At 69.2% G+C, this 16,682-nt stretch carries 11 protein-coding genes; 4 read left to right on the forward strand and 7 right to left on the reverse strand.

The genetic code is table 11. The features are described 5' to 3' along the window. Positions 1–132: 132 nt before the first annotated feature. From IPG61_18340 to IPG61_18350, 3 genes are all read left to right on the forward strand, one after another. Positions 133–2,214: a BamA/TamA family outer membrane protein gene (locus tag IPG61_18340; protein ID MBK6735990.1), complete on the forward strand. Its 2,082-nt coding sequence runs from the start codon at positions 133–135 to the stop codon at positions 2,212–2,214. Then, positions 2,214–6,089: a translocation/assembly module TamB domain-containing protein gene (locus IPG61_18345; protein MBK6735991.1), complete on the forward strand. Its 3,876-nt coding sequence runs from the start codon at positions 2,214–2,216 to the stop codon at positions 6,087–6,089. Before IPG61_18340 ends, IPG61_18345 begins: the two co-directional genes overlap by 1 nt. Before the next feature lie 128 nt (positions 6,090–6,217). Beyond that, positions 6,218–8,632: a UvrD-helicase domain-containing protein gene (locus IPG61_18350; protein ID MBK6735992.1), complete on the forward strand. Its 2,415-nt coding sequence runs from the start codon at positions 6,218–6,220 to the stop codon at positions 8,630–8,632. Positions 8,633–8,663: 31 nt separating this feature from the next. Here the strand turns inward: IPG61_18350 and IPG61_18355 are convergent, their stop codons facing one another. From IPG61_18355 to IPG61_18385, 7 genes are all read right to left on the reverse strand, one after another. Beyond that, the gene (locus IPG61_18355; GenBank protein MBK6735993.1) at positions 8,664–9,509 is read right to left on the reverse strand and encodes a metal ABC transporter permease; all 846 of its coding nucleotides are present in this window, start codon (positions 9,507–9,509) and stop codon (positions 8,664–8,666) included. Between the two features lie 64 nt (positions 9,510–9,573). Continuing rightward, complete coding sequence (locus IPG61_18360) at positions 9,574–10,482, reverse strand: metal ABC transporter substrate-binding protein (protein MBK6735994.1); 909 nt, start codon at positions 10,480–10,482, stop codon at positions 9,574–9,576. Positions 10,483–10,491: 9 nt separating this feature from the next. Beyond that, on the reverse strand, positions 10,492–11,688 hold the full coding sequence (locus IPG61_18365; protein MBK6735995.1) for a hypothetical protein: 1,197 nt from the start codon (positions 11,686–11,688) through the stop codon (positions 10,492–10,494). Positions 11,689–12,223: 535 nt separating this feature from the next. Beyond that, on the reverse strand, positions 12,224–13,930 hold the full coding sequence (locus IPG61_18370; GenBank protein MBK6735996.1) for a M1 family metallopeptidase: 1,707 nt from the start codon (positions 13,928–13,930) through the stop codon (positions 12,224–12,226). Then, on the reverse strand, positions 13,927–14,301 hold the full coding sequence (locus IPG61_18375; GenBank protein ID MBK6735997.1) for a hypothetical protein: 375 nt from the start codon (positions 14,299–14,301) through the stop codon (positions 13,927–13,929). The genes IPG61_18370 and IPG61_18375 overlap by 4 nt, the downstream gene beginning before the upstream one ends. A 37-nt stretch (positions 14,302–14,338) precedes the next feature. After that, positions 14,339–14,647: a hypothetical protein gene (locus IPG61_18380; GenBank protein ID MBK6735998.1), complete on the reverse strand. Its 309-nt coding sequence runs from the start codon at positions 14,645–14,647 to the stop codon at positions 14,339–14,341. A 262-nt stretch (positions 14,648–14,909) separates the two neighbouring features. After that, positions 14,910–15,338: a hypothetical protein gene (locus IPG61_18385; GenBank protein MBK6735999.1), complete on the reverse strand. Its 429-nt coding sequence runs from the start codon at positions 15,336–15,338 to the stop codon at positions 14,910–14,912. Here IPG61_18385 and IPG61_18390 point away from each other — a divergent pair. Continuing rightward, positions 15,259–16,662 carry a M1 family metallopeptidase gene (locus IPG61_18390; protein MBK6736000.1) on the forward strand — a complete coding sequence of 468 codons (1,404 nt, stop codon included), beginning with the start codon at positions 15,259–15,261 and terminating at the stop codon, positions 16,660–16,662. The two genes, IPG61_18385 and IPG61_18390, sit on opposite strands and share 80 nt — an antisense overlap. Positions 16,663–16,682: the final 20 nt, after the last annotated feature.

A 16,682-nucleotide genomic window follows, 5' to 3' on the forward strand; every position in this document is an offset into this window, starting at 1 on the left:
GATGCCAGCGCCGGCGAGGCGACATCGACCAACACCGGCAGGAGGCCCGCAGGGGCCGCCGCCGGCATTGTGCAGTGTTGCTTCCGGGCAGCGAACCGAGCCTTGGCGCCTTGCTTCTTGGCGCCTTACTTCTTGGCGCCATCCTCCGTTGCGCTCCGGATCGCCATCCTTGTGCTGGCCTGCCTGCTGCCGGCCGCGGCGGCCCGCGCCGACGACGAGCTCGATTTCGGGTTGCAGACGCACCGGCTTTCCCGGGTCGAGCTGAACGGCAACATCACCTTCCCGACCGACCAGCTCAAGCGCATCATGCGCCTGCAGGAAGGCAGCTGGATGCGGCCGCTCCGTGCCGCCCGTTACCAGCCGCACCTGGTCGAGACGCAGGTGCGGTTGCTGAGGAACTACTACCGCAACCGCGGGTTCCACCAGGTTGTCACGAGCGTCGATTCGATCACCGTCGACGGTGGCGGCGGCGACGTCCTGCATATCTCGGTGGTGGAGGGCCGGCGCACCTACATCCGCCGGCTGACATTTTCCGGTTTCGAGCCGGTCTCGGAGGCCCGCCTGCGCACGGCGGTCACGCTGCGCGAGGGCAGTCCCGCGCCGGCCGACCTCAACGCGTTCGGCGCCGACATCTACACCCTGCGGGAACTGCTGCGCGACGAGACCTACCTGGATGCCGCCGTGTACCCGGAACTGACGCTCGAACCCCTCGGGGACGACGCGGGCTTTGCGGCCGACCTCAACTATCGCGTGGTGATCGGCAAGTCGTACCGCATCGACGAGATCGTCATTTCGGGCAACAACCTGACGATCGACCGGCTGGTGCAGCGTGAACTGGAAGTCGCGCCCGGCGATCCGCTGCGCTGGGGCAAGGTGGAGGACACCCGCCGCAACCTGCTGGGCACGAGCCTCTACCGCGACGTCAACATCAATGCCATCCACACCGATACGGTCGCGGGCACCGCCAACCTTTCGCTGCACGTCATCGAACGCCGCCCCGCCTACTACGAGCTGGGCGTCGGTGTCGGGAGCCTGGAGCGCGTGCGCCTGCTGGCGGCATGGGGCCACAACAACCTCTGGGGCACGGGCCGTCGCGTGCAGGTACGCGGTCGGGGATCGTGGAACGTTGAAGATGTCGTGGGGCGCCAGATCAGCTTCGACCAGGGGCAGATCAACTACCGCGGCGAGGTCTCGTACGTGAACCCGCGCCTTCGCGACGGGCGCTACAGCCTGGACACGACGTTGTTCCTGTCGCGCGAGACGCGCGGCGAGTCGGGGCTGAACCTGTTCGGCTGGGGCGCCAACGTCGGCACGTTCTGGCGCTCGAATCGGTATGTGACGAACAACGTCTCCCTCGGCTACAAGGTCACCGAGCCGGAGATTCATCCGCAGGCACCCGAGGAATCGCAGGCAAGCTTCAATGCCGTCAATCCTTCGATCAGCCGCGTGCGCTCGCTGAACTGGGCGATGTACGTTGACCATCGCAACGACCTGTTCCATCCGACGGACGGCATCTACTCGGTGTTGACGGCCCAGCTTGCCGGCGGCCTGCTCGGCGGCGACTACCACTTCTTCAAGTGGACGGCGGCCTGGCACGACTACCGGAAGATGCCGGTGGGCACGCTGGCCCTGCGCGTCAAGGTCGGCGGAACGCGGACCTACGGCGCCTCGCTGGACCAGGGCGCCGACGGAGTGCCTTACGACGACCGCTTCTTCGCCGGCGGTGCCTCGACGGTTCGGGGCTATGCGAACAATTCGCTGGGTCCGCAGGTCTCCGACGAGGACGAACTGAACTACCTCAACTACACGTCGGATGTGCTCCTGCCGGATAACCCGGCGCGCGGCGGCAACTACCTCCTGCTCACGAACGCCGAGTGGCGCGTGCCGCTGCCGGTTCTCAGGAAGTGGGGACTGGCTACCGTCGTCTTTTTCGAGGGCGGCAATGTCTGGGCCGAGTTGCGCGACCTGCAATTGCGCGGGTTTCGCCTCACCTCCGAGCCGGGCCTCCCGACCGACTCCGGTTCGACCAAGGACTGGGATTACCGCTACAGCCTGGGCACCGGCCTGCGCTTCGACACGCCGTTCGGCCCCGTCCGGATCGACGTCGGCTTCCCGCTCAAGCGTGCGCGCTACCTGAGCGACTACCTGGGCGCGACACGGGATTACAAGGATCCCTCGGCAGTCTGGCACTTCTCGGTGGGGTATCCGTTCTGATGCACTGGAGCCGCCCGGCACGCCTGCCTGTCCTGACCGCCTGGGCGGTGTTCCTGGCCGTGCTCATCTACCTGGGCGGGCGTACGGAACTGTATGCGCCACAGTTGTCGAACCTGGTCGGCCGACATCTGCTCCGCCTTGAGGACAGCGGCCTGCGCGTGCGCGACTTCCACGTCTGGGGTCTTGACGGCGTGGACCTGTACGGCGTCTCGCTGACCGTGCCCGGCAGCGGCCGCGGCCAGGTCCTGGTGACCGCCGACACGGTCCAGGTCGATTACGTGATCAAGGAGGCGCTGGCGGACATTCCTCGCTTCCGCCGTGTCGTAGTGCGGCGCCCCGAGATCTTCGTGCGTGCGGACACCGACTCGGGCAAGTCCGACAAGGAAAAGAAGTCCGTCACCGCCCCTAAGCTGCCCACCCTGATCATCGACGACCTGCTCGTCTCCCTGGGATACCTGGAACTCGCGGATGCCGGGGGCCGCGTGCAGGAGCGTATCCCGTACCTTTCGTGGCGCGGGAGCGTGGAGGCCGGTCCGGTGACACGCGCGGTGTTGCGCGATTGCGCCGTCGACTGGCAGACACACGGCAGTCGCCTCGACAGCCTGTTCGGCGAAGTGGGCCTGGATGACAAGGGTGTTCACGCCCGGAACCTGACCGGCAACCTGAACGGCAACCCGGTGAAGGTGAGCGGCAGCCGCGGTTGGGACGAGAGTCTCGACCTGACGGTGTCGGCGCGCGGCGTCGACATCCGCGAGATCGAGGCGCTGATCAGGCAGCGCCTGGGCTTCAAGGCCAAGGGCGATGTCGACGCCACCCTGCGCGGAAGACCCGACTCGCTGGTCTACGAAGGCGTCTTCACCGGTGTGCTCGAGGGATATGACATCTCCGGCATGACCTGCCGCGCCCTCATCGGCAAGAAGGATGTCTGGCTGGAGGACCTGGCAGGCAACGTCAACGGCGCCACGTTCGAGGGGCGGGGCCACTTCGACATCACCGACTCGCGTGCGGTCACCTTCGTGCTCGAAGGCGATGCTTCCGGGATCAACCTGGCCAACGGCCTGATTCCGGGTGAAACAGACCTGCCGCAGACCAGCGGCAACGGCCGCCTTCGCATCGAGCATACCGACAAACCCATGTGGACGCGGGTGACCGGGCTGGTGCAGGACGGGCATATCGAGATCATGCCCTTCGACGCCTGCGAGATCGACGTCGAGGCGACGCCGGCAGGCGTGCAGTTCAACCACGTCGACCTGCGGCACCGCGACCTGCGCGCCATCCTGACGGGGGCGGCCGACAGCCTGAGCGTCTTCGACGGCAACCTGAGTTTCGCCGCCAACGACCTCGGGACCCTGCCGGCGCAGTGGAACTGGCCGGCACTGGGCGGCCATGCCTCCGGTGAGCTGGCCGTGTCGGGGCCGCTGGATGCGCTGGCGTTGGCTGGAACCGTGACGGCCGGCGACGTCGAACTGGGGCCGGCCCGCACCTCCTACCTGATCGCCAACGTGGAGATCGCCGACGCGCTCGGCACGCCGAGTTTCAGCGGCGCCGTGGCCGGCGACAGCCTGCGCATGGGCGGCGTGCCGCTGGGCAACTACCGGGCCTTCGGGTCCGCCGATGCGGCCGGCGCCCGGCTCGACACGTTCCTGTGTGCCTACGGTGACACGGTCGGCCTGCTGAGGCTCCAGGTCGCCTTCTCGGACACCGTCGACCGGTTCCAGGTCGAGGAATTCCGGCTCGACATGGAGGGCACGCGCTGGGCCCTGGACCGGCCGCTCGGCGTCGGCATCGGCGACGGCTACCTGGCGGTGCGCGACCTGTCGCTGTCCTCGGACCAGGGCGCCGTGAGCGGCGGCGGCGTGTACGACCGGCGCCACCTCGTCGCGGGCGCGCTGCAGTTGCGGCGCTTCGACCTGGGACTGCTGAACCCGTTCGTTTCCACGCGCGCGCCGCTGACCGGGCGCCTGACCGCCGACGTGGTCCTCGGCGGGGAACCGGACGCACCGACCGTCAGCCTGTCAGCCGACCTGCTGGAGGCTCCGTTCGCCATCGCCAGGGTCGACTCCATGCATGTCGAGGCCGTCTACGCCCATGGCGCCGTCGACATCAAGGGGCTCGACCTGCGCACGCCGTACGGGCAATTGCGGGCCTCGGGCACCGTAGCGAACCCCGGGGCGCCGGTGAAGGACTACTGGCCGGGCGCGACCATGGACCTGCAGGTCGAGATACCCGACGGCGACTGGTCGTTCATGGACCAGTTCAAGCTGCCTGCCCTCAAGCGGCTGAACGGGCGTTTCGGCGGCGAGATCCGCGTGACCGGCACCACGGACAACCCGGTCGTGGATGGACAGCTGCGCAGCTCCCCGTTCAACATCCACTGGCTGCACCTGGACGAACTGACCGGCACCGTGCATGCCGATCGCAACCAGCTGGCCCTGGGCGACCTGGTGGCCGTGCAGGACGACCTGCGCATGACCGGACGGCTGGAGGTCCCGCTGAAGCTGGACTTCCTCAGCGAGCCGACATCGCCGCTGGACGGGCCGTTCCTGATGGAGATCGACATCCCGCCCGGCTCGAATCTCGCCGCGCTGACGCCGGCAACCAACGCCTTCGTGGCCAGCAACGGAACGGGCGAGGCCCACGTCCGCGTGTCGGGACCGCTGGCGCACCCGTTGTACGAGGGCTCGGCGCACATCCGCGATGCCGGTTTCGTCATCAGGCATCTCGAGGAGGTTTACAGCGAGGCGTCGTGCGACGCCATCTTCAGTGGCGATATCGTGCACTTGAAGGACATCGTCGGGCGTGAGGGGTTGACCGGCAGCTTCGGCGGCGATGGCACCCTCACCTTCCGCGGGCTGGAGATGGAGACGTTCGACGTACGCCTGGACCTGGACCGGTTCCTGGTCGCCTCTATTCCCGACCTGCGGGCGCTGGTCAGCGGGCGGGGCGGCCGCATCACCGGCGTGAAGGTGGGGCCCGACTCGCTGCTCGTGCCGAAGTTCAGCGGCGACCTCGAGGTACTGAAGGCGCGCTACACCGGCACCTTTGCCGAGACGCCCGGCGCCGCCGACCCGCGCCTGGCCACGGTGGCCCCGGACTGGCTGGCCGAACTGCGGCTGCACGCCGCGCCGCGCGTGGGGCACATCGTGAACCGCGAGATGGAATTGGACCTGGGCGGCGACCTCGACCTTCTGCGCACCGAGGAAGGCCTGCACATGCGCGGTTCGCTCGACGTGAACCGCGGCAGCCTGATCGTCTTCAACAACGCCTTCGAGGTTCAGCGCGGCCGTCTTGATTTCAGCCAGGGACTCGGTTTCGACCCGATGCTGGATATTGACGCCCAGACCCGCTATCGCCTGCGCGCATCAAGTGCCGCGAATACCACCATCGAGGTGCTGGGCGTGCACGTGAGCGGCACGCTGGCGGCCCCCGTCGTCGACTTTTCCAGCGAACGGGGCTACTCGCGCGAGGCCATCCAGCGCATGCTCCTGGGCCTGGATCCGGAAGGCGCCGGGCAAGGTGGCGGGGACACTTCGCGGCTGGCGTCCAGTTCCATCACGGCGGGCCTCAACCTCATCGAACGCGAGATCGCCCGCGAATTGGCTGTCTTCGACACGTTCGACATCGACCAGATCCAGCGCGAGAGCGATGCCGCCGGCGCCATGGGATTCGACCCGTTGATCGGTGTCGGCAAGTACATCGGCTCGGACCTGTACCTCAAGTACGCGCAGGGCGTGCGCCAGGATGACCGCGACGTGCTGCTGGAGTACCAGATCAACCAGCACCTGCTCCTGCAGTCGGAACTGCGCCGCCGGATCGACGAGAACCAGGGCGATTCCACGTACAACCTGGACCTGAAATACCGCTTCGAATACTGACGCCGGTCGCCTGCGGCCCACGGTTGCGGCGACGGGCGATCGGTGGCATTGTTCCGCGTTCCCAGCGCAGCCTGGACCAAGTCGCCTGACCCCAAGTCGCCTGACCCCGAGCCGGAGCCGAACCTGCCGTGAACGACATCCTGGCGAAGTTGAACGATGCGCAGCTGGGGGCGGTCACCGCCCCGGACGGCCCGGTCCTCGTGGTGGCCGGCGCCGGTTCCGGCAAGACCCGGGTCCTGACGACCCGCGTGGCCTGGCTCCTGGGCGAGCGCGGCGTGCACCCGGGTGCCGTGCTGGCCTTCACCTTCACCAATCGCGCGGCCCGCGAGATGAAGGAGCGGGTGGCCGGGAGTGTCGGTGAAGGACGGGCGCCCTTCTGGATCGGGACCTTCCACGCGACCGGTTTGCGGATCCTGCGCAGCGACGGGGCTGCCATCGGCGTGCCTTCCGATTTCTCGATCTTCGACACCGACGACAGCAAGCGCCTGATCAAGCAGGTCCTGGACGAACTCAAGATCGACGCCAAGCAGTTCACGCCCAGCGGCGCCCGCTCCATGATCAGTTCCTGGAAGAACGACGACGTGGATCCCGTCGCTGCCGCGGCGCGCGCGACGACCTTCGTCGAGGAGAAGAACGCGGCCATCTATGGCGGCTACGAGAAGGGCCTCGTGCGCTGCAAGGCGCTCGATTTCGATGACCTGATCCTGCGCACGGTTCACCTACTTGAACAGGACGCCGGCGTGCGCCTGAAATACGCCGAGCGGTTCCATCACGTGCTGGTGGACGAGTTCCAGGACACGAACCCGCTGCAGCTGGTGCTGATCAAGGCGCTGCAGAGCGAGCACGGGAACCTGTTCGCCGTGGGCGACGACGACCAGTCGATCTACTCGTGGCGCGGGGCCCGCATCGAGAACATGCTGGCGTTCGACGACTTCTTCCCCGGCGCCGTCACCTGCCGGCTGGAACAGAATTACCGGTCCACCGGTACCATCCTGGATGCGGCCAACGCGGTCATCGCCCACAACCAGCGCCGCAAGGGCAAGAACCTGTGGACGGCAGGCGACCGCGGCGAGCAGCTGGTCGAGGAGGAGTTCCTCGACGGCGAGGACGAGGCCGCGCGCCTGGTGGATATCGTGCGGGCCGAGATCGCGCGCGGGCTGACGCGCGCCGACGTCACCGTCCTCTACCGCACGAATGCGCAGTCGCGGGTGCTCGAGGATGCCCTGCGCCGCGCCCACCTGCCGTACCAGATCGTCGGCTCCCTGCAGTTCTACGAGCGCAAGGAAGTTCGCGATGTCCTGGCCTACCTGAAGTTCATCGCCAACCCGGCCGACGAGATCTCGCTGCAGCGAGTGATCAACGTGCCCAAGCGGCAGCTGGGCGACACCACGGTGGCGCGGTTGCTGGCCCTGGCGAACAACGCCGGGCTGACCTGCGGCGAGGCGGCGGCCGAGCACGGCCTGCTCGAGAGCGAGATGTCGGGCGCCGTCTGTCGCCGGGTGCGCACGTTCTTCGACCAGGCTGCCCGCTGGCGGCGCCTGGCGGCCGAAGCCATGCCCCTGCCCGAGTTGCTGCAGCAGGTGCTGAAGGACATCGCCTACCAGGAACACCTCGAGTCCGATGACCCCGAGAGCGCCGCCCAGCGGGCCGAGAACGTGGCCGAACTGGTCAATGCGGCGGCCGACTTCCACGAGGCATCGGCCGGCGGCAGCCTGGGCCAGTTCCTGGAGCAGACGGCGCTGGTCTCCGACCCGGACACGATCCGCGACGGGGAGGGCCAGGTGCGCCTGATGACGATCCACACGGCCAAGGGCCTGGAGTTCCCGGTCGTGGTGCTGGCCGGTTGCGAGGACGACATCCTGCCGCACATCAACAGTGCCATGGATGAGGCGGGCCTCGAGGAGGAGCGCCGCCTGTTCTATGTGGCGTTGACGCGTGCGGAGAAGCGGATCTACCTGCTGCACGCGATGCGCCGTCGCCGTTTCGGCACGTGGCAGGACGCGCTGCCGTCGCGGTTCCTTCGCGAGGTGCCCGACGCCCTTGTGGAGCGGCGGCGCCTGAACCTCGGCTACGGCGCCGGCGCCGGCGCGGGGATGACGCGCAGCCTGTTCGGCGGTTCCGGTTCGGGCGGGGGCGGCTCGAAGGGCGGCGGGGCCCATTCGCGCGAACCGGTGCGGCCGAGCACCTGGAGCGGCGGCAACAGCCGCAACTGGAACGGCGGCGGCGGTTCGCAGGGTCCCTCGGCCTCGCGCCGCGTGAGCCCTGGCGAGTGGGGCAGCAGCAACCGGCCACGCGGCGGCGCTCGCCCGGCGCCCGGCGCCGAAGGCGGGTCCGACGAGCAGCGGCAGCACAGCTGGGATGACGACGTGCAGCAGCAGGCGCCCTATTTCGAGGGACAGTCGGTCTCGCACGGGATCTTCGGTTCGGGCACCGTCGCGCGCGTCGAGGGTACCGGCGACGACCTCCAGGTGACCGTCGACTTCCCCGACTACGGGCGCAAGCACCTCAATCCGAAGTTCGCGCCGCTGGTGCCGATCGACTGAGCGGCTCCGGCGTGCCGACGCAGCCGCCGGGTCAGGCCCCGGCGGCGTGGCCCCGCCCGCGCACCACGCGCAACCCGATGCCCAGCACCACCAGCAGGCCGCTGAGGGCGACCAGCACGCTCGGCGCTGCCGGCAGGTCCCACCGCACCGAGCCCAGGAGCCCGGCCAGGCAGGCCACGAAGGCGAAGATCCAGCCCACGGCCAGCGAGACGGCGGTGCGTGACGAGGCCATCAGGCCGGCCACCGCGGGGATCACCAGCAACCCGAACACGAGCAGGACGCCGGCGATCTGCACCGATGAGGTGACGACGAAGCCGAAGATCGCGTAGAACAGGAAGTCCCACCAGAACAGCCGACGGCCCCGGCGGCGTGCGCCCTCGGCGTCGCCGGTGATCTCGAAGAACGGCTTGCGCAACAGCCAGTGCGCAACGCCGACCGCGGCGTAGAGCAGCGCCGTCTTCAGCACGTGCCCGGGGGCGATCGTGAACAGGGCGCCCACCAGGGTCTCCTTCAGGTGCTCGGGGCCGGCGGGCGACTTTTCCAGCACCAGGAAAACGGCAGCCTGGGCCGTCGCGAAGACGATGCCGATGAACGCCTCGAGCGGCACGTGCTGACGCTCCTGGCCGCGCAGCCAGGCAAAGCAGGCGGCGCCCACGAACGTCATGCCCAGCGCCAGCCCGTAGGTCAGCACATCGTTGTCGTGATGGTCCAGCACCACGGCCAGCGCCACGCCGAGGGCGGCCATCTGGGCCAGGGCCAGGTCGACGAAGATGACCCCCCGCCGCACGACATGGAAGCCGAGATAGGCATGGATGCCGGCCAGCAGGAAGCAGGCAAGCAGCGCCGTGCGGAAGAAGGGCAGGCCAAGCGCTTCCATTTGCGGTTCCTTTCGGGAACGCGAACCGGGGACCGGGCGCGGGCCCGGCCCCCACTCCAGTCGGTCAGCGGCCGGCGGTGATCGCGGCGACCACCGCATCGAAATGGGCCAGGTAGCTCCCGGCGACCGGTTCAGCACACGACGGCGAGACCCTGGCCGTACGCAGCCCCGTTTCCCGGGAGAGGAACCCGGCCGCCTCATCCGAGAAATAGGGTTCCTGCAGCAGCACGACCGGCCGGCGTTCCCTCACCAGCATGACCAGCTTCTGCAGGTGGCCGCCGGTCGGCGGAATGCCCGGCACCGGCTCGACGGTGGCGGCCACCGTCAGTCCCGTGGCGGCTGCAAAGTACACCCATGACGAATGGTAGGTCACGATCTCTCGCGTGGGCAGTCCGGCGAGTGCCGCATTCGCGGCTTCATGCCGTGCACGGCAACTGTCGCCGAAGGCGGCGGCACGTGCCTGGAAGCCGGCGGCGTGCGCGGGGTCGAGCCTCGTGAACTCGCCGGCGAGCAGGGCCGCCACCAGGGCGCCGTTGCGCGGATCCAGCCAGTAGTGCGGGTTGCCGTCGGGGTGCACGTCGCCGCCGCGTCCATCGACGCGGCCGGCGGGCTTGTCCAGCGCCGTGATGGCGCGCGAGCAATCGATCACGGCCAGCTTCGTGTTGCGCGAGCCGTCGATGATCTGGTCGGCCCACTGGTCGAGCGCCAGTCCCACCTTCAGGTACACCTTGGCCCGCGCGACGCGAACCATGTACGACGGCAGCACCTCGACCCGGTGCACATCGGAGGTGGCGCGCGCAATGGCCGCCACCTCCACGTCTTCGCCGCCGACACTGGCGGCGATCGAGGCAAGGTCGTTGATCGAGGCCACGACCTGGAGGCGACCGGACGCATGCGCGGCGGAAGCCAGGCCGGTGACCAGGAGGAAGGCGGCGAACAACAGCGCCGGCTTCCGGTTCGATGTCGGTTTCATGCCTGCCTCCTAGAACTGGTGCGCCTTGTGCGGGCCCATCGACCAGATGACGCGAAGCGTCACGACATCAATCGCGTCGGGCTCGGGATCGCCGGCCGCCGCCGCCTGCTCGCGCCGCCAGTCCAGGCGCAGCGCCGTGGTCTCTTCCATCACCGCGAAGCCGGCGAACAGGCCCAGCGACCGGTTCCAGCCGTCCTCATCCTCGGCCTGGAAGCGTTCAAACGAGGCGCCGGCGTTCCACCGCTGGTTCCAGTTGTAGTCGGCCATCAGGTACCAGCCCCACGGCGAGATGGCCTCGTCCGTGTAGCGGTCGCCGTCCCAGCCGGCATCCTCGCGCCGCAACTGGAGCGCCTCGCCCTGCAACAGGAGGTATGAGCGCTCGCTGTTCCAGAGCTTGGCCTTGGCGTCGAAGCCGAGCACACGCGTCTTCGTGCCGGCTGCCGCGTTGTTGGTGCCCTCGACGGCCGACAGGCCCAGTTCGAGGCCCGAACGCTCGCCCACCGGGGCAAACGCGCTCAGGCGCCCGAGCATCGCCGGGCGCGCTTCCTCGCTGCGGTCGCCCTCGTCCGAGGCCGTCAACGGGTCGGACTCGAAGCCCGAGTCCTCGCGCTCGAGGCGAAATGAATCGCCCTGCATCCAGTCGGCCGATGCCGTGATGGCCCAGTCGCCCGGCGAAGGCAGGCGCAGCGAGGCCTGCAGCCCGGTTTCGTTCAGGCCCTCCTCGCCCGGCAGGAAGGCTGCCAGCACTCCCGGGCGTTCGGCGAACGGATAGGTGTGGGGGTGCTGGGGATTCAGCTTCCCGAAGCCCGAGCGCCACTGGCCCAGCCGCAGGTTGAGGGTCCCCGGCAGGCCGCGCACGACATCGATGTAGCCTTCCTCCAGGGCCAGGCCCTCGTCGGTGGTGTAGGCCAGGGTCAGGTTGCCGCGCACGAACGGGTTCAGGTAGTCGTCGAGCACGAACTCGGTCTCGCCGATGTCCCACACCGGGCGGTCGTGGTCGGGATCATCCGCGTTGCTCGTGACCGTCAGGCGGGGCTGGGCGATGACCGACAGGTTGGGATTGCCGGTCGCGGCGTGCGCGGCCAGGGGCGCCCCGTGCACGGCCACGAGGACGATGACGGCGAGAGCGGCCTGAACGGCATGCAGCGGCGCGGCACGACGAAGCGTCACGGCGCGCAGGACGGCGTTGCCGGCGAAGGGATTCATGATGGTCAGTCCTCCAGGTTCGGCTGCAGCAAGGGCCGGCCGGATGGCAGGCGGTCGCGTGCCGCAGAAGTTTCACGGGACCCGCGGGCTTGGCGCGGGCCTCTGGCGTCAGGTGACGGGGTGAACTCAGGCCTGGAGGGCGGGCGGGCCGCGCGCGATGCAGCCAGGCAGCGCGGCAGAAGGGGCGGCGGGAGCCGAGGGAGCGGGGGAGAGGCGCGAACCGGCCGCGGGCGGCAGGCTGCCGACAGTGGTCAGGTCGGCCGCGTGATGGGCTTGCCACAGGCAGACGGTGCACGCGCTGTCGCCGCCGCTGCACGGCGTGACCTCGTGGTGGTGCCCCGCCGCGGCCAGGGGTGCCAGCAGCAACGACAGAGTCGCGAGAGCGGCCAAGGCGGCGCTTCCGCGAGCGGTGTACGGCCGGAGCGTCTGTCTGGGGATTCGCATGCCCGCCACGCTAGCGGCGTTGGGCCGTGGTGTCAATGGGACCGATTCGCTCCTTGTCCGGCCCGTCAGGCCGGCCGCCGGCGTGGGCGGCCTAGCGGAGCAGGGTTGCCCGGCGCACGGCCCGGTGCTCCCCGGCGCGGAATTCGAACCAGTAGGTTCCCGCCGGCAGGGCCGCCGCACCGGAGGGGCGGCGCCAGAGCCAGAGGGTGCCGCCCTGGCCGGCCTCAGTGGCCGGCATGAATCCGAGAGCCGCCTCCGAGAGTTTCAGGCCTCGCATATCATAAATGGAAATAGTCACTTGTGTGCCTTGATCAAGAATCAACTCGAAGGCGGTCTCGTCGCCCGTGACCGGATTCGGCATCGGTCCCCGGACGTCCAGGGCCGGCGGCGGGCTCGCAAGCCAGCGCGCCAGGAGCGGCTGCGCGCCCACGGTCACCGAGTCGACCGCGGCACCCAGGCGCCACTGGAAGTCCTGTTCGCGCTCCTCGAGGACGGCCGTGACCGGCACGGCGCCGGCGGCGGTGTGCAGCAGCAGGGGGACCGGCAGCATCATCAACGGTGCCTGGTGCTGGCGCAGGCGCACGCCGGCAGATCCCGGCGGTGTCCCGGGCCGACCAGGGCGCGGCTCGAGGCTGAGCACCGGCACCGCATCGGTGGTGAGCCAGCCGTCGAAGAACGCGCCCAGCCCGCGGCCGGCGGCAGCCTCGGCGTGGGCCACCAGGTCCGTCGTGGAGACCAGGCCCTGCACCATGCGCGGGTCGTTGGCGTAGTCGTGCAGGAGCCGGAAGAACGCCTCGTCGCCGATGATCCCCCGCAGCATGTGCAGGACCCAGGCGCCCTTGTCGTAGACCAGCGTGTTGGGCAACACCGGTGAGGGCTCGGCAAGCGTGCCCTCGCCCGCGAACAGGGCCGGGTGGCGCCCCGGTCCGATCAGCTGCAGGAAGTCGTCGCGCGCGGCAGGACCTTCGCTGTGCTCCAGCCACAACGCCTCGGCATAGGTGGCGAAGCCCTCGTTCAGCCAGATGTCCTGCCAGCCCGCAGGCGTCAGGCTGTCGCCGAACCACTGGTGGGCCAGTTCGTGCAGCACCACCTGCTCGAAGCGACGATCGCCGGTGTACATGAACTGGCCGATGCTCGTGGCGGTGGTGTGCTCCATGGCGCCGCCCCAGATGACTTCCACCTGGGCGTACTTCTCGCCGGCGAACGGATACGGCCCCAGGCGCCCGGTGAGGAAGTCGGCCATCGCGCAGCTGCGGCCCAGCAGCACCTCGGCCGCCGCGCGATCACGCTCGAGCGCGTGGAATTCCAGCGGCACGGCCGGGGCCTGCGACGGGCGGCAGTCCTCGCTCCAGCTCACGTAGCGCGAAGCCGACACCGAAACGAGGTAGGTCGGCAGCCGATAAGCCTCGCGCCATTCGTACCGCACCCAGCCCGGGGGCCCTTCCACCACCTGGCCGAGCGTACCGTTTGCGACCACGCTCAATCCCGCGGGCACGGTGGCCGCCAGGGAAACGAGGGCCTTGTCGGCGGGATGGTCCTTGCAGGGCCACCACGCGTGCGCCGACCACGGTTCGCTGATCGAGAACATCAGCGGGATATCATCGGCCGTTACGGCCGGCGTGCCGTTGTCGTCGCGGCGGTACATCAGGCCGACGTACAGGTTGCCGTGCCGGGGCGGGCGGCCGTGCCACGCCACCGTCACCGTTTCGGGCGCAGCGGTGGCCAGCGCGTGCGGCAGCGCGATGCGCAGTTCCTCGCCCTCGCGGGTGTAGACCAGCGGGACGCCGGCGAGCGTCACGGCGTCGCAGGCGAGCTGGGGACCAGGTCCAGGACCAGCGTGTCGAGGCCGGCGCGCACCGCGACCAGCCCGATGTCCACACGGCCGGTCAGCGCCACGACGCCGGCGGTGGGCCCGGGCGATGGATCAAGGACCAGGTCGAGGTCGTAGCTGAGGATGTCGACGCCGCGGTCATCGGCCCGGGGTGGGGGCGTGTCGGTCAGGGCGATGGCCTGCCCCGACCGGACGTGTGCCTCGAAGCGCTTGCAGGGAGCAGGCAGGATGGTGGCCGCGGGTTCATCCGCGGCGGTAGCGCCGGTCGGCTGGAACAGTGCGCACCATACCATCATGGCCAACGCCGGCACGACAAAGGCCAGGCTGCGTTTCAGCATGCCTGGCCCGGGCGCGGCGCCTGTCGGCGCCGGGTCGTCACATCCGCTCGCGGCCGCAGTTCCAGCAGGCGTCGTAGCCGGGTTCGCCGTCCGAGCCGCAGGCCGGGCAGCTCCAGGCGCCGGAGCCGTCGCCGCCCTGACCAGCGAGGATGGCGCGGGCCTGGGCGGCATCCTCGGGGTAGGTCAGGACGCTGACGCCCCGCTGGGCGTCCAGCGACGGCGCCATGCCGCCGGCGTCATCGATCTCCAAAAAGCCGCTGATGCCCATGGCCTGGAGCTGGCCCAGGGCCATCTCGGCCTCGAGCTCGGTTCCATAGGTCTCCACGCGGATCATGCCGTCGCGCATCGCGGTCTTCCTTTCCGGCTTGCGGGGCCCCGGTCCCGGCTCTGGTCGCCGTCCCGGATCGTGAGACAATACCATGGGTTGGATCCTTCGCCAAGTGCCCGTACCGGGTGCGTGTACCAAGTGCCCGTAACCGGTGCCCGTGCCGCGCCCGCCATGGAATGGTTGCGGCCGCGCCCCGGCCGGGCGACAATGGTCCGGTTGAGCCATGTGCCCGAAAACCGTTTTGGCCGGAGGTGCCGCCGTGAGCCGTCGCGACCCGCATTCATACGCCGACCTCGAGCAGGGCCGGGTCACCCATGTCGACCTGGACCTGGATGTCGATTTCGCGACCAGGAAGCTGACGGGTGTCGCGCGCCTGCGCTTGGCCGCCGCCGCGAGCGGCCCGCTGGACCTCGACACGCGCACGCTGACCATCACCAATGCGGCCACCCAGGACGGCGCCAACGTCCCGTTCGAACTCGCGGCCACCGACCCGGTGATGGGCGCTCGCCTGCGCCTGCAACTGCCGGCCGGCACGACGGCCGTGAGCATCACCTACGCCACCAGCCCCGAGGCCAGCGCGCTGCAATGGCTCGAACCGGCGCAGACCGAGGGCAGGCAAGCACCCGTACCTGTTCAGCCAGTGCCAGGCGATCCACGCGCGCAGCGTCCTGCCCTGCCAGGATTCGCCGCTCGCGCGCTTCACGTTCAAGGCGAAGATGACGGTGCCCGAAGCCTTGACCGTGGTGATGGCCGCGGCGCCGGGTGCGCAGGGGGCGGGCGCCCGCGCCGGCACGCGTTCGTTCACCTTCGAGATGCCGCAGTCGATCCCGCCGTACCTGTTCGCATTCGCCGTGGGCGACATCGTCTCGCGCGACCTCGGCCCGCGCTCGCGCGTCTATACCGAGCCGAAGACGCTCGATCGCGCCGCCTGGGAATTCGCCGACGTCGACAGCATGCTGCTTGCGGCCGAGGAGGTGTTCGGCCCGTACCTGTGGGACCGCTTCGACTTCCTGGTGATGCCTTCGAGCTTCCCCTACGGAGGCATGGAGAACCCGCGCCTGACGTTCCTGACGCCGACGCTGCTGGCCGGCGACCGGTCGCTGGTCAACGTGCTGGCGCACGAGCTGGCGCACAGCTGGACCGGAAACCTCGTGACGAACGCGACCATCGACGACTTCTGGCTGAACGAGGGCTTCACGGTGTGGGCCGAGCGGCGCATCCACGAGAAGCTGTACGGCAAGGAGGCGCAGGCCTTGTCGGCGGCGATCGGCCGCAACGGGCTGAACGACGCGCTGGCTTCCTTCGGCCCGGGCTCGCCGTTCACGTGCCTGAAGACCGATGGCTCGGGCAAGGATCCGGACGAGTTCTACTCGCTGGTTCCCTACGAGAAGGGATTCCTGTTCGTGTCGCTTCTCGAGCAGACCGTCGGGCGCGAGAAGTTCGATGCCTTCATCAAGAAGTACATCAAGCACTTCTCGTTCACCTCGATCACCACCGAGCAGTTCGAGGAGTTCCTGGACAAGGAACTGCCGGGTGTGGCGGCGCAGGTGGGCGCGCAGGCCTGGATCCGCCAGCCGGATGTGCCGGCCAACGCACCGAGCTTCACCTCGGCGCAGCTGACCATGCTGAAGGACCTGGCTGCCGGCTGGGCTCGCGGCAAACGCCCGGATCCCGCCGTGGCGAAGAAGTGGAAGCCGGAGGACTGGCAGATCTACCTGCAGGCGCTGCCGCGCCAGCTGTCGGAAGCCGACTGCCGGTGGCTTGACGAGAACTTCCAGCTGTCGAAGCAGGGCAACTGCGAGATCCTCTGCAGCTGGCTGGCGATCGCCGCCAACAGCGGCTATGCCGCGACGCGCGCGCGCACGCGGGCGTTCCTCGGCGAGGTCGGCCGCATGAAGTACCTCAAGCCGCTCTATACGGCGCTGCACAAGAACCCGGACACCGTTGCGCTGGCGAAGGAAACGTTCGCCGAGCACGGCGGCGGCTACCATCCGATCGCGCGCGGGGGCATCGAGCGTATCCTCGCCGGGTAGCGGTTGGCGTCGTGCTCACG

This window comes from bacterium (assembly GCA_016703265.1).
GTDB lineage: Bacteria > Krumholzibacteriota > Krumholzibacteriia > LZORAL124-64-63 > LZORAL124-64-63 > CAINDZ01.

Excerpts from the sequence above, each read along its gene's own strand:
- IPG61_18345 (MBK6735991.1), top strand. The coding sequence starts at position 2,214 with ATGCACTGGAGCCGCCCGGCACGCCTGCCTGTCCTGACCGCCTGGGCG.
- IPG61_18355 (MBK6735993.1), bottom strand. The coding sequence starts at position 9,509 with ATGGAAGCGCTTGGCCTGCCCTTCTTCCGCACGGCGCTGCTTGCCTGC.
- IPG61_18360 (MBK6735994.1), bottom strand. The coding sequence starts at position 10,482 with ATGAAACCGACATCGAACCGGAAGCCGGCGCTGTTGTTCGCCGCCTTC.
- IPG61_18365 (MBK6735995.1), bottom strand. The coding sequence starts at position 11,688 with ATGAATCCCTTCGCCGGCAACGCCGTCCTGCGCGCCGTGACGCTTCGT.
- IPG61_18375 (MBK6735997.1), bottom strand. The coding sequence starts at position 14,301 with ATGCTGAAACGCAGCCTGGCCTTTGTCGTGCCGGCGTTGGCCATGATG.
- IPG61_18380 (MBK6735998.1), bottom strand. The coding sequence starts at position 14,647 with ATGCGCGACGGCATGATCCGCGTGGAGACCTATGGAACCGAGCTCGAG.